The sequence below is a fragment of the Micromonospora sp. KC721 genome, assembly GCF_004348355.1.
Lineage (GTDB): Bacteria > Actinomycetota > Actinomycetes > Mycobacteriales > Micromonosporaceae > Micromonospora.
On sequence record NZ_SMJY01000105.1, the window covers coordinates 1 to 21,374 of the forward strand.

Here is a 21,374-nt window from a genome sequence, read left to right on the forward strand (position 1 = left end):
GAGTGGGCGGGCTTCATCGGCCCGCTGCCGCAGGACAACACCCCGGACGAGGGCCCGTGGTCGGACTGGTTCGCCCGCCGACGGCTCCTGCCGTACCTGCGCCGGTCGGTGGCGGACGGCGCGCTCGGAGCGGCGGAGGCCGCGCTGGTCGAGCAGGTCGTGGCGCGGATCGGTGAGTTCGGCGGGGACGAGCCGCCGGCCCGGGTGCACGGCGACCTCTGGCCCGGCAACCTGCTCTGGGGTGCCGACGACCGGGTGTGGCTGATCGACCCGGCGGCGCACGGTGGGCACCGGGAGACCGACCTGGCCCAGTTGGCGCTTTTCGGCGGCCCCCCGCACCACGACCGGATCATGGCCGCCTACCGGGAGGCGTGGCCGCTGGCGGACGGCTGGCCGGAACGGGTGCCGCTGCATCAGCTCCATCTGCTGCTGGTGCACACCGCCCTGTTCGGGACGACGTACCGCGATGCGGTCACCCGGGCCGCCCGCGCGGCGCTGGACGGGCTCGGCCGCGCTACCGTCAACGGGTGACCGCCGCTCCGACGACCGACGGCGTCCTCGTCGACCGGCACGGCCGTGTCGCCCGGGACCTGCGCGTCTCGCTGACCGACAAGTGCAATCTGCGCTGCACCTACTGCATGCCGGCCGAAGGGCTGCCGTGGTTGGCCGGGCCGCAACTGCTGGCCGACGCGGAGATCGTCCGGCTGGTCCGGGTGGCCGTGGAGCGGCTCGGCGTGACCGAGGTGCGCTTCACCGGGGGGGAGCCGCTGATCCGCCCCGGGCTGACCGGCATCGTCGCCGCGGTGGCGTCGCTCACCCCACGGCCGCGGATCTCGCTCACCACCAACGGCATCGGCCTGCACCGACTCGCCCCCGCCCTGCGCGAGGCCGGGCTGGACCGGGTGAACGTGTCGCTGGACACCCTGGATCGGGAGCGGTTCGCCACGCTGACCCGGCGGGACCGGCTGGCCGACGTGCTCGCCGGGCTGAACGGCGCGGCCGGTGCCGGCCTGACCCCCGTCAAGATCAACTCGGTGCTGATGCGTGGGGTCAACGACGACGAGGCCCCAGCGCTGCTGCGCTTCGCCCTCGACCACGGTTACGAGCTGCGGTTCATCGAGCAGATGCCGCTGGACGCCCAGCACGGCTGGGACCGCGCGGCCATGGTCACCGCGGACGAGATCCTCGGCGCGTTGGAGCAGGAGTTCACGCTCACCCCGGATCCGGCCCTGCGCGGCGGGGCCCCGGCCGAGACCTGGCTGGTCGACGGCGGTCCGGCCCGGGTGGGCGTGATCGCCACCGTCACCCGGCCCTTCTGCGGGGACTGCGACCGGACCCGGCTCACCGCCGACGGTCAGGTCCGCAACTGCCTGTTCGCCACCGAGGAGTCCGACCTGCGCGGCGCGCTACGGGCCGGGGCGGACGACGGCGAGCTGGCCCGGCGCTGGCAGGCCGCCACGCGGGTCAAGCGGGCCGGGCACGGCATCGACGACCCCAGCTTCCTGCAACCGTCCCGACCCATGTCGGCGATCGGAGGCTGAGCGATGCACCTCACCGTCCGCTACTACGCTGGGGCCCGGGCCGCTGCGGGGCGTACCGAGGAGAGCGTGCCGGCGGGCCGGTCCGTGGACGAACTCGTCGGTGAACTCGGCGACCGCCACGGGCAGCGGCTGGCCGCCGTCCTGGCGGTGGCGAGCTTCCTGGTGGACGGCGTGGCCTGTCATGATCGCTGGAAACCGCTGCCGCCCGGGGCCACGATCGACGTGCTGCCACCCTTCGCGGGCGGCTGAGAAAGGGCCGGCATGCTGGCGATCACGGGCTTTGTGGCCACCCTCACACTGATCACCGGCTTGATCCACTTTTATCTGTGGAAGCGGCTGGTCAAGGACACCACCGGGCCGGGCCGGTGGCGGAAGGCCGGCAGTATCGTCGCGCTCGTCCTCGCGCTGCTCGTCCCGGCCACCATGATCACCACTCGGGCCGTCGGGGTGTTCTGGCTGGCCTGGCCGGGCTACCTCTGGCTCGCCCTGATGTTCTACCTGCTGGTCGTACTGCTGCTGCTGGAAGTGCCGACGGCGGTGGCGAAGCTGGTGCTGCGCCGCCGGGCGGTGGTCGCCGAGCCGACCACCGCCGCGCCGGAGCCGGTGCTGGTCGGTGCCGCCGGTGCCGCCGACCCGCCGGCTGCCGCAGCCGTGAACCAGCCGGACCACGACCCGGCTCGCCGGTTGCTGCTCGCCCGGGGGGCGGCGATCTTCGCCGGGCTCACCGCGGCGGGCGTCACCGGGTACGGCGTCCGCACCGCCCTGGGTCCGCCGCAGCTGGACCGGGTGCAGATCCCCCTGGCCAAGCTGCCCCGGAGCATGGACGGGCTACGCATCGCCACCGTCTCCGACATCCACATCGGCCCCCTCAACGGCCCGGAGCACACCCAGCGGATCGTCGCGATGATCAACCGGCTGGACGCGGACATCGTCGCGGTCGTCGGTGACCTCGTCGACGGCTCGGTCGCCGAGTTGGGCGAGGCCGCCGCGCCGCTGCGGGGCCTCCGCTCCCGGTACGGCAGCTTCTTCGTCACTGGCAACCACGAGTACTACTCCGGCGTGGAGGAGTGGGTACGGGAGGTGGACCGGCTCGGCCTGCGGGTGCTCCAGAACGAGCGCCAGGAGATCCGGGCCCGGGGTGGCGTGCTCGACCTGGCCGGTGTGAACGACGTCACCGCCGCCGGCACCGGGGTGGCCGCGCCCGCCGACTACGCCGCCGCGCTCGCCGACCGGGACACCACCCGGCCGGTGGTGCTGCTCGCCCACCAGCCAGTGGCCGCGCACGAGGCGGCGAAGTTCGGCGTCGACCTGCAACTGTCCGGGCACACCCACGGCGGGCAGATGGTCCCGTTCAACCTGGCCGTGCGGCTTCAGCATCCGGTGGTCTCCGGGCTGGGCGAGGTCGACGGCACCAAGGTGTACGTCACCAACGGCGCCGGCTTCTGGGGCCCGCCGGTACGCGTCGGCGCCCCGCCGCAGGTGACCCTGGTCGAGCTGCGTACCCCATAGCGCGACCCGGGCCCGCCGTCCAGCACCGGATTGCTCAGGTCACGCGTACGCGTGGCGACGGGCGGGCACTGGACCACTCGTGACAGGATGCGGCGTGCCTCCGTTCAGCGCCGCACCCCCCGGTGGCCTCCCGCCATTCGTCGCGGACCTGCACATCCACTCGAAGTACTCGCGCGCGTGCAGCCGCGACCTCACCCTGCCGAACCTCGGCTGGTGGGCCCGGCGCAAGGGCATCGGGGTGCTCGGTACCGGGGACTTCACCCATCCCGCCTGGTACGACCACCTGCGGGAGACCCTGCGTCCCGCCGAGCCCGGCCTGTACCGGCTCGACCCCGAGGCGGAGCGGGACATCGCCCGCCGGTTGCCGCCGCGGCTGGCGAGCGTGGCCGAGGCCGACCCGGTCCGGTTCATGCTGAGCGTGGAGATCTCCACGATCTACAAGCGGGACGACCGGACCCGGAAGGTGCACCACCTGGTCTACCTGCCGGATCTGGACGCGGTGGGACGGTTCAACGCGGCACTGGGGCGGATCGGCAACCTCGGCTCGGACGGCCGGCCGATCCTCGGTCTGGACTCCCGGGATCTGCTGGAGATCACCCTGGAGGCCAGCAGCGACGGTTATCTGGTGCCGGCGCACATCTGGACGCCCTGGTTCTCGGCGCTGGGCTCGAAGTCCGGCTTCGACGCGATCGCCGACTGTTACGCCGACCTGGCCGGGCACATCTTCGCGGTGGAGACCGGCCTCTCGTCGGACCCGGAGATGAACTGGCGCGTCGGCAGCCTGGACGGCTACCGGCTGGTGTCCAACTCGGACGCCCACTCGCCGCCCGCGCTGGGCCGGGAGGCGACCGTCTTCTCCTGCGCCCGGGACTACTTCGCCATCCGGGAGGCGCTGCGCGGCGCAGACGGGTTGACCGGGACGATCGAGTTCTTCCCCGAGGAGGGGAAGTACCACGCCGACGGGCACCGCCTCTGTGGGGTCAACTGGGCACCGGAGCGTACCCGGCAGGCCGGCGGGCGCTGCCCGGAGTGCGGCAAGCCGCTGACCGTGGGCGTGCTGAGCCGGGTGGAGGAACTGGCCGACCGGCCGGTGGGGCACCGACCTGCGCAGGCCCGCGAGGTGACCCATCTGGTGCCGCTGGCCGAGATCCTCGGCGAGATCAACAAGGTCGGCGCCCGGTCGAAGAAGGTCGAGGGGAAGCTCAACGAGCTGGTCGCCGCGCTCGGCCCGGAGCTGGAGATCCTCACCCGTACCCCGGTCGACGAGATCGGCCGGGTCGGCGGCGAACTGCTCGCCGAGGGAATCGGGCGGCTGCGCCGCGGCGACGTCCGCCGGGTGCCCGGCTACGACGGCGAGTACGGCGTGATCACCCTGTTCGACCCCGCCGAGCTGGGTGCGGGCGGCACCCCGACGACCCAGGACGCGCTCTTCGACGTACCGGTGCCGGCGCAGCGCAGCCCCGCGGAGCCGGCGCCGAAGCCGAAGGCCCGGCGGCCGGCGGCGGCGAAGGTCGAGCCGAAGCGGAAGGCCACGCCGGCTCCGCCCCCGCCACCGATCGCGCCGGCGCCCTCGCCGCACGAGCCGTTCGAGCCGATGCTGGCCGGCATGGAGGAGGTCGGCACCGGGCTGCTGGACCGACTGGACGCGATGCAGCGGGTGGCCGCCTCCGCGCCGGGCGGCCCGCTGTTGATCGTGGCCGGGCCGGGCACCGGCAAGACCCGGACGCTGACCCACCGGATCGCGTACCTCTGCGCCGAGCTGAACGTCTTCCCGGAGCAGTGCCTGGCGATCACCTTCACCCGGCGGGCCGCCGAGGAGCTGCGGCACCGTCTGGACGGGCTGCTCGGCCCGGTGGCCGAGGACGTCACCGTGGGCACCTTCCACTCGCTCGGGTTGACCATCCTGCGGGAGAACGCGGCGGCGGCCGGGCTGCCGACCGGCTTCCGGATCGCCGACGACGGCGACCGGGCCGCCGCCCGCGCCGAGGCCGGCGACGACGACGCCCGGTACACGACCCTGCTGCGCAAGCGGGATCTGGTCGACCTGGACGAGCTGCTCACCCTGCCGGTCGCGCTGCTGAGCGGTGACCGGGGGCTGGTCGACGAGTACCGCGACCGCTGGCGGTGGATCTTCGTGGACGAGTACCAGGACGTCGACGCGGTCCAGTACGAGCTGCTGCGCCTGCTCAGTCCCGCCGACGGCAACCTCTGTGCGATCGGCGACCCGGACCAGGCGATCTACTCGTTCCGGGGTGCCGATGTCGGCTACTTCCTGCGTTTCTCGCAGGACTTCACCGATGCCCGGTTGGTCCGGCTCAACCGCAACTACCGCTCGTCGGCGCCGATCCTGGCCGCCGCCGTGCAGGCGATCGCGCCGTCGTCGCTGGTCCGGGGCCGCCGGCTCGATCCGGCCCGACTCGACCCCGAGGCCCCGCTGGTCGGTCGCTACCCGGCGGCCTCCGTCGCCGACGAGGCCGATTTCGTGGTACGCACCATCGACGATCTGGTCGGCGGGCTGTCGCACCGGTCGCTGGACTCGGGACGGATCGACGGTCGGGTCACCTCCCTGTCGTTCTCCGACATCGCGGTGCTCTACCGCACCGACTCGCAGGCCGCGCCGATCGTGGACGCGCTGGCCCGGGCGAACATCCCGGTGCAGAAGCGCTCGCACGACCGGCTGCGGGACCGGCCGGGCGTGCCGGCGATCGCCCGCGAGCTGCGGCACGCCGGGCTCGGCGGCCCGCTGGCCGCCCGGGTCCGTCTCGCCGGAGAGGTGCTCGCCGAGCGTTTCGCCGCTCCCACGCTGGACGGTTCCGGCGCGGTACGCCCCGAGGACGTCCGGGTGGCGGTGGACCTGCTCACCCCGCTGGCCCGGCGTTGCGGCGACGACCTGGAGCTGTTCCTGTCCCAGTTGGCCACCGGTGCGGAGGTGGACGCCCTCGACCCGCGCGCCGAGGCGGTCACCCTGCTGACCCTGCACGCGGCGAAGGGTCTGGAGTTCCCGGTGGTGTTCCTGGTCGGGGCGGAGGACGGGCTGCTGCCGCTGCGGTGGCCGGGCAGCGAACCGGACGACGACGCGGTCGCCGAGGAGCGCCGGCTCTTCTTCGTGGGGTTGACCCGGGCCCAGGACCGGCTCTATGTCAGCCACGCCGCCCGCCGGGTGCGGCACGGCGCGGAGCGCGAGTGCCGTCCGTCGCCCTTCCTCGACGTGATCGACCCGGGCCTCTTCGAACGGTTCGGTGAGGCGGAACCGCGTCGACCCAAGGACCGCCAGCTGCGCCTCATCTGACCGTCCACCGACATGATCCACTCCGTTTGCGGCAATGCGGGGCGTCAGCGGCATTCGATGGCCGAGCGGAGCTCAGCCGAGCAGCACGGCGAGCCAGGCACCGGCCAGCAGCGCCGGGCCGAAGGGAAGGGCGGTGTCCCGGCGGACCCGGCCGGCGGCCAGCAGGCCGAGCACCACCACCCCGTGGAGCAGGTGCGGCAGGAGCAGGCCGAGCCCGAGCGCGGGCCAGCCGAGCCAACCGAGCGGCAACCCGAGGACGGCGGCGAGCTTCACGTCGCCGTAGCCGAGCCGCGATCCGGGCAGAAGGGCCAGCAGCGCGTACCCGGCGAAGGAGAGCACCGCCCCGGCGAGCGCGGCCCACAGCCGGGCCGGCGTCCCGGCGGCCGACGCGGCGGCCACCAGGCCGGCACCGCCGGCCAGGGCGGTGGCCGCCACCAGCGGGTCGGGCAGGCGCAGGCAGGTGAGGTCGACCCGGGCGAGCACCAACCCACCGGCCGCCATCAGCAGGTACCCGGGCAAGGCAGGGTCGGGGCCACGCACGGCGGCCAGCCCACCGAAGACCACTGCCCCGACGGCACCCGACACCGCACCCGCCCGGATCCGTCCCGCAGAGCGGCCGGCGCGGCTGGCCATCAGGCCCGCCGCAGTCGATGTCGGCGACCCGCCGGCGCAGCCGGGCGAATCACCCGCACCGGCAGCAAGCAGGCCCGGCGCGATCGGCGGGCCCGAGCCGGGAGAGCGCCGGGCGAGCACCGGCATGGCACGGCCGGACAGCACACCGGCGAGAGCGCCGAGCAGCGCGGCGGCGGTCGCCAGGCCGACGGACACGGGTCGGGAGGTTACCGGCGCGCGGGCTTTCCCGCCGCCCCGGCGACCTTCCCGGACGGTTGCCGGGGACGCTCACTGCTCACCACCAGCGCCACCCCCGCCACGATCACCGCGCCGCCGACCAGCACCTGCGCGGTGACCGGCTCGGCGACCAACAGCGCGCCGAGCGCGACCGCCACCACCGGGTTCACGTAGGCGTACGTGGCGACCAGCGAGATCGGCGCGTGGTGCAGCAACCAGACGTACGCGGTGAAGGCGACCAGCGAGCCGGCGACCATCAGGTACGCCAGCGCGGCCCACGACCGGCCGGTCACGTCGCCCGGCGAGAAGCCGCGCAGCTCGTTGCGGGCCAGACCGAGCCCGGCCAGCGCGGCGGCCCCCGCGACCATCTCGTACACGGTGGCGACAAAGGGGTCGGTGGGCATCCGCAGTCGCCCGGAGAGGAACGAGCCGACCGACCAGCAGACCGCCCCCGCGACCACGATGAGCGCCCCGGCCAGCGGCACCGCTGCCGTGTCCCCGGTGGGAAGCACCAGCAGCACCAGACCGAGGAAACCGACGGTCACCCCGACCATGGTCCACCCGCGGGGCCGGTCGCCGGTGGCCGTACGAAGCAGCGCCACGAGCAGCGGGACGGTGGCGACCAGCAGGGCCGCGATGCCCGACGGTACGGCCGTCGCGGGCGGACCGGACTCGGCGAGCACCACCAGCCCGTTGCCGCCCGCCAGCAGCAGCACGCCGATCAGCGCGGCCGAGCTGAGCTGCCGACGATCCACCCGTAACGCACCCGGTCCCCGGCGCAGTCGCAGGACGGCGGCGAGCACCAGCGCCGCCACGGCGAAGCGAAGGGCGGCCGAGGTGAATGGCGGCCACGACTCCACGGCGATCCGGATGCCGAGGTAGGTGGAACCCCAGAGGACATAGACCAGCGCCAGCGCGGTCCAGACCAGAGCTGGTCCGGCCGGCGTACGTGAGAAAGATGAGCCCATCGGTGGGCCACGCTACGGTGACCAGGTGTCGGCGTCCGACGAGGGTGACCGAAATCTCTCAGCGGTGGAGTACGCAGGAGGCTGGATGGCGAACTACGGATCCCCCCACGGTGCGCCCCCGCCGTGGGACGGGCGACGCCCCGGCGACGCGTACGACGCCACGCCGGATCCGCCCCGCCGGAGCGGTTGGGGCGAGACGCCCGCCACGCCGGATTGGCAGTCGGGCGCGACGCCCGGCACCCAGGGCTGGCAGGCGGGCGGGCAGACCACCGTCGGGTACCAGCCGCCGACGGTGCCGTACCAGTCGGGCAGCCCGACGGCGTACCTGGCCGGGCCGACACCGCCGCGCCCGAGGCGCCGGCGTGGCGCGCTGCGGACGGTACTGGCCGTGCTGGCGGCCGTCGTGCTCGGGGGCACGGCCGTGCTGTGGTACCGGGCAGGCGCAATGGACGAGGGGGCGTCGCCGGCCGAGGCCGGGCCGACCACGAACGCCACGGTGCCGGGGCCGGTGGGAGCGTTGCCCACTGCGCCCGCGCCGGCCTCCTCGGCGGACCCACGTTTCGTGAAGGTCGGTGAGTGCGTCCGAAACACCGGCCCGGTTGGTGGGAAGCCGAAGCTGCTCATCGCCGACTGCACCCCGCAGACGTACGAGGTGCTGCGCCGGTTCGACGGCCAGACCAGCGGTGAGAAGGACGCCGAGACGAAGTGCGGGGCGGTGGCCGGCTACACCGACTGGTTCTTCTTCGACAGCGAACTGGACTCGTTGGACTTCGTCCTCTGCCTGAGGAAGCGCTGACCGCCTCCGCGGTAGCCGAAACTAGGGCTGTCTAGCATCCATGGTAGAGAGCCCTAGTTTTTGGTCGAGGACGGAAGACACGCCGATAGCCGCCTCTAGCCATCTCTAGGTTTACGGCTAGACGGCTCGATACTGTGCGATGCGTGGATCCCGTCCGCAACCCGTACGCCCCGGGCGCCGGTCAGCGTCCGCCCGAACTCGCCGGGCGGGGGCGGGAACTGGACGTCTTCGACGTGGTCCTGGAACGCATCGCCCGAGGCCGCCCCGAGCGCAGCCTGATGCTCACCGGGCTGCGCGGCGTCGGTAAGACGGTGCTGCTCAACACGCTCCGCTCGCAGGCCATCAACCGGCTCTGGGGCACCGGCAAGATCGAGGCCCGGCCGGACCAGTCGCTACGCCGCCCGATCGCCGCCGCCCTGCACATGGCGGTCCGGGAACTGGCGCCCCGGCACCGCGCCCCGGACCGGATCGACGCCTTCCTCGGCGTACTCAAGGCGTTCGCGCAGCGCACCGTGCCGACCGCCCGCGGGGCCGCCCCGAAGCTGCGCGACCGCTGGCAGCCCGGCATCGACGTGCCGGCGAGCAGCGGCCGGGCCGACTCCGGCGACATCGAGATCGACCTGGTCGAGCTGCTCACCGACGCGGCCGGGGTCGCCGCCGACGTGGGCACCGGGATCGCCGTCTTCATCGACGAGATGCAGGACCTCGGCGCGGAGGACGTCTCCGCGCTCTGCGCCGCCTGCCACGAACTGTCCCAACTCGGTGCCCCGCTGATCGTGGTCGGCGCCGGCCTGCCGCACCTGCCGGCCGTGCTCAGCGCGGCCAAGTCGTACTCGGAACGGCTCTTCCGCTACCAACGCATCGACCGGTTGGACCGGCTCGCCGCCGACCAGGCGCTCTGCGCGCCGGCGGCGCGGGAGGGGGTCGAGTACGAGCAGAAGGCCCTCGACCTGCTCTACGAGAAGTCCGGCGGGTACCCGTACTTCGTCCAGGCGTACGGGAAGGCCACCTGGGATCATGCGCCCCGCTCCCCGATCACCACGGCGGACGTGCGGGTCGCCGCCCCCGAGGCGGAGGCCGAACTGGCGGTCGGCTTCTTCGGCTCCCGCTTCGAGCGGGCCACCCCGGCCGAACGCGAGTACATGCGGGCCATGGCGACGCTGTCGCTGGTGCGGGGCGAGGACGACGGCGGCGGTCGGGACGACATGGACGCGGCGGTGCCGACCGCCGAAATCGCCCGCGCGCTCGGCCGCAAGCCGGCCAGCCTGTCGCCCGCCCGGGACGCGCTGATCAAGAAGGGGCTGATCTACTCCGGCGAGCGGGGCACGGTCGCCTTCACGGTTCCGCACTTCGGCCGCTACCTGCGCACCCAGCCGACCTGACCACAGCCCACGCCGACCGGACCGCGGCCCGCCCTGTCCGGCCGCCGGTCAGACGCGGGACCAGGGGGGCGGGAAGACCACCTCGCCCGACGGGGGCGGCGGCTCGCCGCTGACGTCCGGCGACAGCACCAGCGCCTGCCAGGGCTCGCCGAGACCGGACCACGGGCTGGTCAACCCCAGCCGGTCCGCCGGACCGAACCCGAACCGTCGGTAGTAGGCCGGATCGCCGAGCACCACCACCAGCCGCTCGCCCAACTCGGTGGCCGCGTCCAGCGCGGCCTGCACCACCGCGGCGCCGTGGCCGACCCGCTGCCGGTGCGGGGCCACCCCGACCGGCCCGAGCACCAACGCCGGCCACCGGACGGCGTCGGACGCGACGTGGACGCGACTCAACAGCGCGTACCCGACCACCTCGCCGCCGTACTCGGCCACCATGGCCAGTTCGGGAATCCACGCCGCGCTGCCCCGCAGTTCCTCGACGAGCGTCACCTCGCCCGGGGTGGTGCCGTCCGGCCGGGCGAACGCGGCGGTCAGCACCCGGCGGACCGCGAACGTGTCGGCCGGGTCCTCGGGGCGCAACCGCAGCGTCGTCACCCGCGCGACGTTACCCGCCTCTGCCGGTCCATCAGCGACGGTCGCTCAGATCGGCGTGGCGCTACCCGGGCCGATCCGGATCGGCGGTTGTCGGGGTGGCCGTCGCTCCGACGGGGTATGACTGACCCATGAAACCCGTGCGCTTCCTCGCCCGCGTCATGTTGAGCGGCATCTTCGTGGCCAGCGGCGCCCGCAACCTTCAACATCCCGAGCGGCTCGTCCCGGTCGCCAAGCCGGTCACCGACCGGGTCGCCCTCCTGATCCAGCGGACCGCCCCGCAACTTCCGACCGACCCGGAGACACTGGTCCGCGCCAACGCGGCCGTGCAACTCGCCGCCGGCCTGATGTTCGCCACGGGCCGGTTCACCCGCCCCGCCGCCCTGCTGCTCGCCGGCACCCTGGTGCCCACCACGGTCGCCGGGCATCCGTTCTGGAACAGCGACGACCCGGCGACCCGGACCAGTCACCAGATCCACTTCCTGAAGAATCTCGGTCTCCTCGGCGGGCTGCTGCTGGCCGCCGCGGACACCGAGGGGAAGCCGGGTCTGCGCTGGCGGGCGGGTCACCGCATCGGTCATTCCCGCCGGTCCGTCCGGCGTGCCGTCCGTACGGCCCGCCGCGAGGCCCGCATCGCCCTCCGGTCGGCCGCCGCGGCGCGCAAGATCCCCGGCTGACCTGCATCAATACGGCCGCCACCCCCGCAAGGCCGCGAATCTCCTGAACCACCCCACTGCCGTTAACGCGGCGGAAATGTCGCAAACATGTGTGGGATCGGACACGGTCGTATAACGCGGGAGGCATTGACGTGAGGTGCCGTTCTAGGCTCCGTACCGGACCTGGACGGGTAGGACGACCTTGGTACGGGGGTGGCCACGCCATGCCGACGATCGTCGGTTCAGGGCTGGACCGCCTCGCCACGGTCCGCCGCGCTACGCGCGGCATCGAGCGCAGGACGGTCGTACGGATCGGCATCGTCACCGCCGTCGCGTACGCGGCATGGCTGGCCATCGGCCTGTTCGGTCGACCGTACAACTTCTTCGACATGAAGATCTACCACGGCGCGGTGGTGTGGTGGGCCAGCGGTCACGATCTCTACGACTTCATCGCGCCCACCACCACCCTCGGTTTCACCTACCCGCCCTTCGCCGCCCTGGCGATGCTGCCGATGGCGTACCTGCCGGTCGCGGCGGCCGGCTGGGTCAACGCGGTGGGCAGCATCGCGGCACTGGCGGTGGTGCTGGCCGCGCTGCTGCGCCCGATCGTCGAACGGCTCGGCTGGTCGCTCTGGTTCACCGTCGGGATCGCCACGGCGATGTTCGTCGCCCTCGAACCGATCCGGGAAACCCTCGGCTACGGCCAGGTCAACCTGCTGCTCTTCGCACTTGTCATGGCCGATCTGATCGGGTTGCGCTGGCGCTCCCGGCGGGGCACCCACGGCCGCCACACCGACGGTGTCCTGCTGCGTTTCCTCTACAGCGGATCATGGGCCGGCCTGGGTATCGGGCTGGCCACCGCGGTGAAGCTGACCCCCGCGCTGTTCGTCGTCTACCTGCTGGTCACCCGGCAGTGGCGGGTCGCGGCCACCGCGGTCGGCACCACCATCGGCGTCACGCTCGGCGCGTTCGCCCTGGTCGGTCCGGAGTCCCGGGCGTACTTCGCCGGGGTGCTCTGGCAGACCGAGCGGGTCGGCGCCGCCGACATGACCCCCAACCAGTCGTTGGCCGGCCTGCTGGCCCGGCTGTACGACTCCATCGAGACGCCCGGCCTGCTCTGGCTGTCGTTCTCCGTGCTGATCCTGGCGCTCGGGCTGTCCCGGGCCGCCACCGCCCGCGCCGAAGGCGACGAACTGACCGCCTTCACGCTCGTCGGGCTGACCGCCAACGTGATCAGTCCGATCTCCTGGACACACCACCTGGTCTGGGTCGTCCCGGCGGTCATCGTGCTCGCCGACGCCGCGATACGCCGGCACGAGGCGAGCCGGGGCCTGGCGCTGCGGGCGGCGCAGTCGTCGGCGTACAAGGGTCCGCCGGTCAACGGGCTGCGCCCGCCGCTCTGGTACCCGACGCTGACCGGCCTGCGGCACGCCGTCGCGGCCGCCGGCCTCTACCTGCTCTTCCTGGTCTCGCCCATCTGGCCGTACGAACACCAACTCCCCGAGGTGTCGCACTACCAGGACGGCCTGTTCGGCGCGCTGATGGAGAACTCACTGGCGCTGGCGCTCATCGTGCTGGTGGCCGCGCTGCCCTGGCGGCCCGGTGCCGAACCGGCGTTCTACACCCTCCGGACGGCCCGCGTCCCGGCCGGTGCGGCACGTCGCTGACCACGCCGGCCGACCGGGCGACCGGACCGGATCCGGTCAGGGGCAGTTCACCCACTCCTCGGTGCCGTCGGCGAAGACCTGCCGCTTCCAGATCGGCAGACGCGCCTTGACCTCGTCGACCAGCCGGGCGCAGGCGGCGAAGGCCGCCGCCCGGTGCGCGGTGCTGACCGCGGCGACCAGGGCGGCGTCGCCGATCTCCAGCCGCCCGATCCGGTGCGAGACCGCGACCGCGTAGACGTCGGGGTCGGCCGCGATCTCGGCGGCGACCTCGCGGAGCACGGCCTCGGCGCTGGGATGCCCCTCGTACTCCAGCAGGACGACCGGCCGGCCGTGGTCGTGGTCGCGGACGACGCCCTGGAAGGAGACCACCGCACCGGCCCGGCGGTCGGCGACCGCCGCCTCGTGCGCGGCCAGGTCCAACGGCCGGTCGGTGACGGCGAGTACGGTCACGGCCACGTCGGTGCTCACCCCGCACGCTCCCCCGGCAGCAGCGGCAGCGGCACGACCGGCACCCGCGCGCCGACCTCGCCGCTGGTGCCGGGACGGATCACCGCGAAGCCGTCCGCGCCGGCCAACCCGCGCAGCATCGCCGAGCCGACGTGGCGCACCGGGTGGGCGGTGCCGGCGGCCCGGTCCAGCCGGACCAGCGCCAGATGGGTGTACGCGCCCCGGCCGGGCACCGGCTCGGCGAGCGCGGCGTACGGCAACGCCGGCACGGGTCGACCGGTCAGCCCGGCCAGCAACGGCGCGACCAGGGAGACCAGGGCGACGATCGCCGACTGCGGGTTGCCCGGCAGCCCGGCCACGAACCGGACCCGGCCGTCGGCGCCGGTCACCCGGGCCAGCAGCATCGGGAAGCCGGGACGCACCGCGACGGTGTTCACCACGTACTCCGCGCCGAGGGCCGCGAGCGCCGGGTGCAGGTGGTCGACCGGGCCGTGCATGGTGCCGCCGGTGGTGCAGACCAGGTCGGCGGCGTCGAGTGCGCCACGCAGCGCGGCCACGTGGGCGGGGAGCGTGTCGGCGACCGGACCGACCACGTCGGCGGGGGGCACCTCACAGCCGTAGCGACGCAGCCAGGCCGGCACCGCCGGGCCGAGCGCGTCCCGCACCCGCCCGGCGCCGGGCGGGCCGGCGGTCAGCAGCTCGTCGCCGAAGACCAGCAGCGCGGCCCGGGGCCGGCGGCGCACCCGGAGCTGGTCGTGGCCGCAGGAGGCGGCCAGCCCGACCAACGCCGGGTCGACCGGGGTACCGGCAGGGAGCAGTTCCTCACCCGCGTACGCCTCCTCACCCGGCTCCCGCCACTCCGGCTTCGGCCGTGGGGTGCCGGTGACCCGCCCGTCCGGCGTACGGCTCGACTCCTCGATTCGCAGCACCGCGGTGGTACCCGTCGGGACCATCGCCCCGGTGGCGATCTCGACGGTGGTGCCGTCGGCGGTCAGCGGGGGCGGGCTGTTCCCGGCCAGCGCCCGCCCGACGACGTCCCACGGGCCCGCACCCCGCACCGCCCAGCCGTCCACGCTGGAGGTGGGAAAGGCGGGCAGGTCGGTCCGGGTGGTCAGCGGTTCGGCGAGCGTGTGCCCGTCGGTGTCGGCAAGCGGCCGGGTGACCACGGGCAACGCGGCGGCACGGCCGGCCGCGTACACCCGGGCGCGGGCCTGTTCCCAGTCGGCCGGCGGCGGCGCGGCCACCTGCGCCGCCGTGGCGGCGGTTTCCGTGCTCACCGGCTGGCCTCCCTTCCCGGGGGTGTTTCCGCGTTTCGTCATGGCGAGCCTATCGCCACGCCGTCCCGCCTCACTGTCAGTGGTCGCCACCGCGCAACTGGTCCACGGTGTGGGCCAGGATCGGTCCGAGCACGGCGAGACCGTCCCTGGCCCCGCCGGTCGAACCGGGCAGGTTGACCACCAGCATCCGACCGGCCACCCCGGCGAGCGCGCGGGACAGCGCCGCCGTGGGGACGCGGTCCCGGCTGTGCGCGCGGATCGCCTCGGCGATGCCGGGGATCTCGTAGTCCAGCAGCGCCCGGGTCACGTCCGGAGTCCGGTCGGTCGGGGTGATCCCGGTACCCCCGCTGGTCAGCACCACGTCGACACCGTCGGCGAGGGCGGCCCGCAGCGCCGCGCCCACCGGCTCCCCGTCCGGCACCACCACCGGGTCGTCGACGGCGCAGCCCAGCTCGCGCAGCCCCGCCACCAGCAGCGGTCCACTGGTGTCGGCGTAGACGCCGGCGGCGGCCCGGTTGGAGGCCACCACCACCCGGGCCCGGATCACGGCCGGTCCACCGGGCGGACCCACTCGCCGGTCTTGCCGCCTTCCTTGCGGAGCACCCGGACGGCCTCCACGCTGGCGGCCGGGTCGACCGCCTTGACCATGTCGACCAGCGCGAGGCCGGCGACGGCCACGGCGGTCAACGCCTCCATCTCGACCCCGGTGCGGTCGGCGGTCCGCGCCGTTGCCGTGATCTCGACGGTGTCGGCGGTGAGTTCGAGGTCGACCGCGACGCCGTGCAGGGCGATCGGGTGGCAGAGCGGGATCAGCTCGGGGGTGCGCTTGGCGCCCATGATGCCGGCGAGCCGGCCGACCGCGAGGGCGTCGCCCTTCGGCAGTCCGTCGCGGCGCAGCAGGTCGACCACCTCGGCGGTGGTGCGCAGCCGGCCGGCGGCGACGGCGAGCCGGCCGGAGACCGGCTTGGCGGAGACGTCGACCATGCGGGCCGCGCCCGCCGCGTCGACGTGGGTGAGCTGCTGCCCGGGTTCGGTCACGGCGCCGAGCCTATCGTCCGGTCCGCGCACGACGCTCCGGTGCGGGCACGGCGGCACCGTCGACCAGGGAAGCAGCCGCGGCGATCTGCACCGCAAGCCAGCAATAGCCCATATTTCCAAGAATGCGACGAGGGCGTTCGACTTTCGTTCGACAGTCCGGGCCGGATTCGGGTGGCCGGTCGCGATCCGGCACCATTCCTTCACCGGGCTCCGTCCCGGATGGTCCCCACCGGCCCTCGCCTGATCCGACGGAGGACTCGAACTGAACCCCGGATGAGTGGCGGTCACCCCGCCGCGACACTGGGACTGCCAGTGGATTTTTCACGCACCGAGACGAACACCTGACGCATCGGCGTGGGTACGCAAAAGAACGACCTTACCGCTCTCCGCACAGACCTGATAAACGGAAAGTCATGAATAGCCACGTAGTTGGCTTATGTTGAATGAAATTACATATACACATCCTAATTATCGCCATCTTCACTTACGCTGCCAATCATCAACGAAGCAGCACATCGCCAGCAAATAAGGCGGGTGCCCGGAGGCGAGGGAGGCAGGACATGCGCGGCAGCGAGTGGGGCTGAGTTCCAGACCTGTGACCTCTGGGTCCCGCGCGATAGGCTGCGGCCAGAGGTGAGGCGGTCAGCCGGGAGTGGTGTGACTCTTACCAGGCGACGCGAGAATGAGACCGATCGGCAGCTCCGGCTGCTCGTCGGTCTCGTCGTCGTTCTCGCGACCTGCGCGACCCTCGCCGCGCTCTGGGCCACCGTGGTCTCCGTCCCACCCCGGTCCATCGACGACGCGGCCGTGCTGCTCGCGCTCGCCCTGACGGTCACGATGGGTACCTCGGTCAAGGTCCGCATCCGCATCAGGTCAACCACCCACCTGATCAGCTGGAGCGAGATGGCCATCGTGCTCACCGTGGCCCTCGCGCCCCTGCCCTGGGCCGTGCTCTGCACCCCCATCGGCGCCGCGCTGGCCTCCTGGCGCCTCCCCGCGATCAAGTTGTTCTTCGGGGTCGGCAAGAACACCATCCTCGCCTCCGGGGCCGGCGCCACGCTGGCGGCCCTGCACTGGGCACCCACCATGGGCATCGCCCAACAGGTCGGCCTCCTCGCCGTCGCCTACCTGGTCGCTGCCCTGCTGGACGACGTGCTGGCCATACCCGTCATCGCCATCGCCTCGGGCACCCGGATCTCCCGCCAGTTCCGCAGCAACCTCGACCTGCGGATCGGCGGCTTCGTGGTGCGGTTCGTGGTGGCCGCCTGCACCCTGATCCTGCTCCGGGCCGACCCCCAGCTGCTGCTCGCCGTGCCACCCCTGGTGCTCAGCCTGCACCTCGCGTACTCCACCCGGATCCGCACCCGCACCGAGCAACAGGCCTGGCAGCGCCTCGCCCGCACCACCGACGCCCTCAACGTGGTCGAGCTGGACCAGGTCCTCACCATCGCGGTGACCCAGGCCGCCGAACTCTTCTCCGCCGACGAGGTCGAGATCGTGCTCGGCGACGAGGGCCGGACCATCCGCGGTGCCAGCGGCGTGATCACGTACGACGGACCGGCCAGCGAACCCAGCCCGATCGACGGCGCGGTGGTCACCGCCCGCCTCGAAGGGCACGACCGGACCGCCGACATCGGCACCCTGCGACTGCGTTTCCACGGGCCGGTCCAGCTCTCCGAACGCGAGCAGTACACCCTGCGCACCTTCGCCTCCGCGCTCTGCACCGCCGTCCGCAACGCCCGCGCGTACGCGGAACTGGCCCGGGTGGCCGCCGAACACGAGCACGCCGCCACCCACGACGCCCTCACCGGCCTCGCCAACCGCCGACACCTGCTGGAAAGCGGCACCGAGCAGCTCAACACCCGGCACGCCGAGGGGATCACCGCGCTGGTCCTGATCGACCTCAACCACTTCAAGGAGGTCAACGACACGCTCGGGCACGCCGCCGGGGACCAGGTGCTCACCCAGGTCGCCGACCGGCTGCGCGACGCCGCCCGGGACACCGACCTGGTGGCCCGCCTCGGCGGCGACGAGTTCGCCGTGCTGCTGCGCGGCCTGTCCGCCCCCGCCGTCGCCGCGCACCGGGCGGAAACGCTGATCGGCGTCCTGCACGAGCCGTTCGAGGTGGACGGGATGCGGATCAGCGTGGAGGCCAGCGGCGGCATCGCAGCCGCCCCCGCCAGCGGCGGCATGCCGGAACTGCTGCGCCGCGCGGACGTGGCGATGTACCAGGCCAAACGGGCCGGCCAGCGGATCGCCACGTACGCCCCCACCCGGGACACCGCCGACCTCGGCCGGCTCGCCCTCGGCGGTGAACTGCCCCGGGCGGTCGCCGACCAGGAGTTCACCGTCGACTTCCAGCCGATCGTGGAGCTGGGCAGCGGCGCGGTGACCGGCGCGGAGGCCCTGGCCCGCTGGCACCATCCCGTGCACGGCGTGATCGACCCGCTGCGCTTCATCGACGCCGTCGAACGCTCCGGCCTGCTGCCGGCGTTCGCCGAGGCGATCCTCGACCAGGCCCTGCTGGCCGCCGTCACCTGGCGTACCGCCGGCTTCGACGTGCCGGTCTCGGTCAACGTGTCCCCACGCAGTCTGCTCGACGCCCGCTTCCCCGGCGCGGTCCTGGCCCGGCTACGCGCCCACGACCTGCCGCCGGAACGGCTTGTGCTGGAACTGACCGAGACGCTGACCCTCAGCCAACTCGACGTCGTCGACCAGGTGCTCAACCGGCTGCGCGAGGCCGGCGTCCGGCTCGCTCTCGACGACTTCGGCACCGGTTACTCCTCCCTCTCACTGCTCTCCCGCATCCCCGTGCACGAGCTGAAGATCGACCGGAGCTTCGTCACCGCGATGGACGGCTCCCCGGAGGCCGCCGCGGTGATCCGCTCCACCCTCGACCTGGGCCGCAGCCTCGACCTGACCGTGGTGGCCGAGGGCGTGGAGAGCGAGTCGCAACGCCGCGCCCTCTGGGAGCTGGGCTGCGGTGCCGGACAGGGGCACCTGTTCGCCCGCCCGCTGCCCGCCGGCACTCTCCTCGCCGCCCTGCAACGCGGGCCGGGCGGCCGCCCGGGCGTCCTCGTCCCGCCGCTGCACGACACCGGCACCGTCATCCGGCTCGCTGCCGGCCGCCGTCCACCCCCGCGGATCCGCAACGCCGGTCTGCCACACTTGCCCGCGTGACCGCCCCCTCCCGAGCCGCCCGCACCTGGCGGACGGTGCACTCCGCCGCCGGCGGCCTCGCCCTCGACCTGGGCCTGTACGCCATCTCCGCCGGCTTCGCCGCGGCCACCGCGGCCACCTCCACCCTGGCACCGCACCGCGCGTGGGGAAGCATCGCCACGGTCGGCTACCTGCTCGCCACGCTGCTGGTCGCCGGTCAACTCCTGGTCCGCCGGGCCAGGCCAGCCTGGGCCGGCACCGCGGCCCGGTCGGCGGTCGCCGGGCTGGCCTGGCTGACCACCGCGCTGCTCCCCCTCGTGGCGCAGAGCGTGCAGCGGGCGGCCGGGCGTACCGACCGGGCGCAGGAGGAAGTGGTGGTGGTGGAGCACGCCGGGATCCGGCTGACCGAGACCGGCACCCCGTACCTCGGCCACGACGCCATCGCGGCGCTTCCCGCCGACGAACGGCTGCTCGGCTACACGCCGTACCAGCCGGGAATGGCGCTGTTCGGGCTGCCCCGAGCCGCCACCGACGCCTGGTGGACCGACTCCCGGGTCTGGTTCGCGCTGGTCACCGCACTGGTGTTGACGCTGGCCGTGGCCACCCTGCGCGACACCCGGCGGTTTGCCACCGGAAGCCCGGCGCCGGCCGCCGTGCTGCGCGGCGTACAGGCCGCCACCGTACTGCCGGTCTGCGCGCTCACCCTCGCCACCGGCGGCGATGACCTGCCGGTCCTCGCGCTCTGCCTGCTCGCCCTGGCGTTCGCCGCCGCCGGCCGACCCGTCGCCACCGGCGTCGCCGTCGGGCTCGCCGGGGCACTCAAGCTCTTCGCCTGGCCGGTCGCCCTGGTGCTGATCTTCTGGGGCGCGACCCGACGCTCCGGTCTGCGGGTCGCCGTCGGCGCGTTCGGCCTGCCGGTACTCGCCCTGCTCCCCGCCCTGCTGGTCGACCGGGACGCCCTGGTGGAGAACGTCCTGCGGTTCCCGCTCGGGCACGGACTGGTCACCAGCCCCGCCCAGTCTCCCTTCCCCGGGCACCTCGTGGCGACCACCCTGCCGGCCGGTCGGGCCGTCGCCGCCGCGCTGCTCGTCGCGGCCGGACTGGCCATCGCCGTCCGGCTGCTGCGCCGCCCGCCCCGCACCGCCGCCGCAACCGCGCTGGTCTGCGGGTACGGCCTGCTCGCGGCGATCCTGCTGATGCCCTCCACCCGCTTCGGGTACCTCCTCTACCCGCTCGCCCTGCTGATCTGGGCCCCCGCGCTGCTGTCCACCCCCACCCGTGTTCCCGTTTCCCGGACGGAGGCGCACGCCAGGGCGTAGACCTGGAACATGAGCACCTACCGCGATCGTGAGGACGCCGGCCGGCAACTCGCCGAACGACTGACCGGCCTCGTCGGCCAGCCCGACGTCATCGTGCTGGGGCTGGTTCGCGGTGGCGTACCGGTGGCCCGGGTCGTCGCCGACCGGCTCGGCGCCCCGCTGGACGTCCTGGTGGTCCGGAAACTGGGCATGCCGTTCGCCCCCGAGGTCGCCTTCGGCGCGCTCGGGCCGAGCGGCATACGGGTGCTCAACGATCCGGTCGCCGCCCGGCTCGGCCCCGACGACGTCGCCGAGGTACAGCGGCGGGAACAGGCCGAACTGGACCGGCGGGAGGCCCGCTACCGGGCCGGCCGCCCACCACTGGACCTGACCGGGCGTACCGCCGTGATCGTCGACGACGGCCTGGCCACCGGCGCCACGGCCCGGGCCGCCGTCCGGGTCGCCCGCCACCTCGGCGCCCGCCGGGTCGTCGTCGCGGTACCGGTCGGCTCGCAGGAGGCGTACGAGATGCTGGCCGCCGAGGCCGACCAGGTCGTCTGCGCCCAACGGCCGCCCGACTTCGGGGCGGTCGGCGCCTACTACGACGACTTCCACGAGGTCTCCGACGACGAGGTCACCCAAGCGTTGATCGCCACCGCCTGAAAGTTCGCCACCACGGGGTACGGTCGAACGATGCAGCTCACCTGTCCCAAGTGTCACGCAGACATGCGCCAGTACGAGCGCAGCGGAGTCGTCATCGACCAGTGCAGCGAGTGCCGGGGGATCTTCCTCGACCGCGGCGAGCTCGAGAAGCTCTTCGAGGCCGAGGCGAACTGGAACCGGCAACACGCCGCCGGGGTGCCGGGGCAGCAGCCCCAGCAGGCCCCCGCGCCGGGTGGGTACGCCC

General features: G+C 73.6%; 20 protein-coding genes. 13 read left to right on the top strand and 7 right to left on the bottom strand.

The annotated features are described in order from the left end of the window. The 5 genes from E1182_RS18250 to E1182_RS18270 all read left to right on the top strand — a co-directional run. Positions 1–531 (top strand): fructosamine kinase family protein (locus E1182_RS18250; protein WP_165942650.1); only part of this gene is annotated, 531 nt, incomplete at its 5' end. After that, positions 528–1,541 carry a GTP 3',8-cyclase MoaA gene (gene moaA / locus E1182_RS18255; protein WP_132266844.1) on the top strand — a complete coding sequence of 338 codons (1,014 nt, stop codon included), beginning with the start codon at positions 528–530 and terminating at the stop codon, positions 1,539–1,541. The genes E1182_RS18250 and moaA, both read left to right, overlap by 4 nt. Positions 1,542–1,544: 3 nt before the next feature. Next, on the top strand, positions 1,545–1,790 hold the full coding sequence (locus E1182_RS18260) for a MoaD/ThiS family protein (RefSeq protein WP_132266846.1): 246 nt from the start codon (positions 1,545–1,547) through the stop codon (positions 1,788–1,790). A 12-nt stretch (positions 1,791–1,802) separates the two neighbouring features. Further along, positions 1,803–3,050, top strand: coding sequence for a metallophosphoesterase (locus E1182_RS18265; protein ID WP_132266849.1), 1,248 nt, complete (start codon positions 1,803–1,805; stop codon positions 3,048–3,050). 94 nt (positions 3,051–3,144) lie between these two features. Continuing rightward, complete coding sequence (locus E1182_RS18270) at positions 3,145–6,339, top strand: UvrD-helicase domain-containing protein (RefSeq protein ID WP_132266851.1); 3,195 nt, start codon at positions 3,145–3,147, stop codon at positions 6,337–6,339. A 72-nt stretch (positions 6,340–6,411) separates the two neighbouring features. Here E1182_RS18270 and E1182_RS18275 read toward each other — a convergent pair whose 3' ends face one another. Together E1182_RS18275 and E1182_RS18280 are read right to left on the bottom strand one after the other, a co-directional pair. Then, on the bottom strand, positions 6,412–7,167 hold the full coding sequence (locus E1182_RS18275; RefSeq protein ID WP_243706284.1) for an A24 family peptidase: 756 nt from the start codon (positions 7,165–7,167) through the stop codon (positions 6,412–6,414). An 11-nt stretch (positions 7,168–7,178) separates the two neighbouring features. Continuing rightward, entirely contained in the window at positions 7,179–8,156 is a 978-nt protein-coding gene (locus E1182_RS18280; protein WP_132266853.1) for an EamA family transporter, read from the bottom strand. 292 nt (positions 8,157–8,448) lie between these two features. Between E1182_RS18280 and E1182_RS18285 the strand changes: the two genes are divergently transcribed. Together E1182_RS18285 and E1182_RS18290 are read left to right on the top strand one after the other, a co-directional pair. Next, positions 8,449–8,952, top strand: coding sequence for a hypothetical protein (locus E1182_RS18285; RefSeq protein WP_132266879.1), 504 nt, complete (start codon positions 8,449–8,451; stop codon positions 8,950–8,952). 143 nt (positions 8,953–9,095) lie between these two features. Further along, complete coding sequence (locus tag E1182_RS18290) at positions 9,096–10,334, top strand: ATP-binding protein (RefSeq protein ID WP_132266856.1); 1,239 nt, start codon at positions 9,096–9,098, stop codon at positions 10,332–10,334. A gap of 48 nt (positions 10,335–10,382) precedes the next feature. On the opposite strand, the gene E1182_RS18295 is transcribed toward E1182_RS18290, so the two are convergent. Then, a complete protein-coding gene (locus tag E1182_RS18295; protein ID WP_132266858.1) occupies positions 10,383–10,928 on the bottom strand; it encodes a GNAT family N-acetyltransferase in 546 nt (181 codons plus the stop codon). 128 nt (positions 10,929–11,056) lie between these two features. Here E1182_RS18295 and E1182_RS18300 point away from each other — a divergent pair, with 128 nt between their 5' ends. Together E1182_RS18300 and E1182_RS18305 are read left to right on the top strand one after the other, a co-directional pair. After that, positions 11,057–11,602, top strand: coding sequence for a DoxX family protein (locus E1182_RS18300; RefSeq protein ID WP_132266860.1), 546 nt, complete (start codon positions 11,057–11,059; stop codon positions 11,600–11,602). 203 nt (positions 11,603–11,805) lie between these two features. Continuing rightward, positions 11,806–13,248, top strand: a complete 1,443-nt coding sequence (locus E1182_RS18305) for a glycosyltransferase 87 family protein (RefSeq protein WP_132266862.1) — start codon at positions 11,806–11,808, stop codon at positions 13,246–13,248. Between the two features lie 36 nt (positions 13,249–13,284). Here E1182_RS18305 and E1182_RS18310 read toward each other — a convergent pair whose 3' ends face one another. From E1182_RS18310 to moaC, 4 genes are all read right to left on the bottom strand, one after another. Continuing rightward, complete coding sequence (locus E1182_RS18310; protein ID WP_132266881.1) at positions 13,285–13,704, bottom strand: molybdenum cofactor biosynthesis protein MoaE; 420 nt, start codon at positions 13,702–13,704, stop codon at positions 13,285–13,287. 8 nt (positions 13,705–13,712) lie between these two features. Further along, positions 13,713–14,972 (bottom strand): molybdopterin molybdotransferase MoeA, encoded by a 1,260-nt coding sequence (locus tag E1182_RS18315; protein ID WP_243706285.1) that lies wholly within the window; start codon positions 14,970–14,972, stop codon positions 13,713–13,715. 76 nt (positions 14,973–15,048) lie between these two features. Further along, positions 15,049–15,519, bottom strand: a complete 471-nt coding sequence (locus E1182_RS18320; protein WP_132266867.1) for a molybdenum cofactor biosynthesis protein B — start codon at positions 15,517–15,519, stop codon at positions 15,049–15,051. Continuing rightward, a complete protein-coding gene (gene moaC / locus E1182_RS18325) occupies positions 15,516–16,010 on the bottom strand; it encodes a cyclic pyranopterin monophosphate synthase MoaC (protein ID WP_132266869.1) in 495 nt (164 codons plus the stop codon). Before moaC ends, E1182_RS18320 begins: the two co-directional genes overlap by 4 nt. Positions 16,011–16,667: 657 nt before the next feature. On the opposite strand from moaC, the gene E1182_RS18330 reads away from it, so the two are divergent. The 4 genes from E1182_RS18330 to E1182_RS18345 all read left to right on the top strand — a co-directional run. Continuing rightward, complete coding sequence (locus E1182_RS18330) at positions 16,668–19,190, top strand: bifunctional diguanylate cyclase/phosphodiesterase (RefSeq protein WP_207921436.1); 2,523 nt, start codon at positions 16,668–16,670, stop codon at positions 19,188–19,190. Then, positions 19,187–20,488 carry a glycosyltransferase 87 family protein gene (locus tag E1182_RS18335; protein ID WP_132266872.1) on the top strand — a complete coding sequence of 434 codons (1,302 nt, stop codon included), beginning with the start codon at positions 19,187–19,189 and terminating at the stop codon, positions 20,486–20,488. Before E1182_RS18330 ends, E1182_RS18335 begins: the two co-directional genes overlap by 4 nt. A gap of 9 nt (positions 20,489–20,497) precedes the next feature. After that, positions 20,498–21,130, top strand: a complete 633-nt coding sequence (locus E1182_RS18340; protein ID WP_132266874.1) for a phosphoribosyltransferase — start codon at positions 20,498–20,500, stop codon at positions 21,128–21,130. A 30-nt stretch (positions 21,131–21,160) separates the two neighbouring features. After that, positions 21,161–21,374, top strand: a 214-nt coding sequence (locus E1182_RS18345) for a zf-TFIIB domain-containing protein (protein ID WP_165942651.1), incomplete at its 3' end; no start/stop codon positions are given.

What these genes read in the sequence shown, in the direction of transcription:
- E1182_RS18260 (WP_132266846.1), top strand. Translation starts at nt 1,545, where the DNA reads ATGCACCTCACCGTCCGCTACTACGCTGGGGCCCGGGCCGCTGCGGGG.
- E1182_RS18265 (WP_132266849.1), top strand. Translation starts at nt 1,803, where the DNA reads ATGCTGGCGATCACGGGCTTTGTGGCCACCCTCACACTGATCACCGGC.
- E1182_RS18280 (WP_132266853.1), bottom strand. Translation starts at nt 8,156, where the DNA reads ATGGGCTCATCTTTCTCACGTACGCCGGCCGGACCAGCTCTGGTCTGG.
- E1182_RS18300 (WP_132266860.1), top strand. Translation starts at nt 11,057, where the DNA reads ATGAAACCCGTGCGCTTCCTCGCCCGCGTCATGTTGAGCGGCATCTTC.
- E1182_RS18305 (WP_132266862.1), top strand. Translation starts at nt 11,806, where the DNA reads ATGCCGACGATCGTCGGTTCAGGGCTGGACCGCCTCGCCACGGTCCGC.
- E1182_RS18340 (WP_132266874.1), top strand. Translation starts at nt 20,498, where the DNA reads ATGAGCACCTACCGCGATCGTGAGGACGCCGGCCGGCAACTCGCCGAA.